Here is a 949-nt window from a genome sequence, read left to right as displayed (position 1 = left end):
GGATGGCAATGTCGGTCGCCTGGGCGCCACGAGCACGCATCGCCGTGAAGGCGGCGTGGCCGGGCGTGTCGATGAAGGTGATCTTGTGACCGTTCTTCTCGACCTGGTAGGCGCCGATATGCTGGGTGATGCCGCCGGCTTCGCCGGAGACGACATTGGCGTTGCGGATCGCGTCGAGCAGCGAGGTCTTGCCATGATCGACGTGACCCATGATCGTCACGACCGGCGGACGCGAAACCAGGTCCTCGGCATTGTCGGCGATGTTGAACAGGCCTTCCTCGATGTCGGACTCGGCGACGCGGCGGACCGTGTGGCCGAATTCGGTAGCAACCAGCTCGGCCGTGTCGGCATCGATGACGTCGCCCGGCTTCAGGATCTGGCCCTGCTTCATGAAGAACTTGACCAGGTCGACCGCGCGCTCGGACATGCGTTGCGCCAGTTCCTGGATCGTAATGGTCTCTGGCAGGATCACTTCGCGCATGACTTTCTCGCGCGGCTCATTGTGCATCGCGCGCTTGAATTTTTCCTGGCGGCGACGCATCGACGACAGCGAACGGGCTCGCGCGTCTTCGTCGGACAATGCTGAATTCAGCGTCAGCTTGCCGCGGCGGCGGTCTTCCTCGGCCTTGGTCGGCTTGGCCGGACGCGCCACTTCGGGCGTGACCGGACGGCGCACCGGTGCGCCGGCGCCAACCCGCTTCGGCTTGGCCACTTCCTCGTCATCGACTGTTGCCAGTTCGGCAGCCAATGGCGCGCGGCGACGCGCCTCTTCCTCAGCCCGACGGCGGGATTCGGCCTCGGTCTGCAACCGCGCCTCTTCCTCGGCCTGGCGGCGTGCGGATTCATCGCGTTCGCGCTTGCGGCGCTCTTCGTCCTCGGCGCGACGCTTGGCATCCTCGGCGGCGCGCTGGCGGTCCTCGACCTCGCGAACCTTCGAGCCCTCGAGCGC

1 protein-coding gene is annotated in these 949 nt (G+C 66.3%); it reads right to left on the bottom strand.

Annotated elements, in window-relative coordinates:
- The coding region (locus tag EN939_RS35870) for a translation initiation factor IF-2 N-terminal domain-containing protein (protein ID WP_127272022.1) at positions 1-949 on the bottom strand (949 nt) is incomplete at both ends.

Source organism: Mesorhizobium sp. M7A.F.Ca.CA.002.05.1.1, from assembly GCF_003998335.1.
Taxonomy (GTDB): domain Bacteria; phylum Pseudomonadota; class Alphaproteobacteria; order Rhizobiales; family Rhizobiaceae; genus Mesorhizobium.
This window is presented reverse-complemented; position numbering and strand designations above follow the sequence as displayed.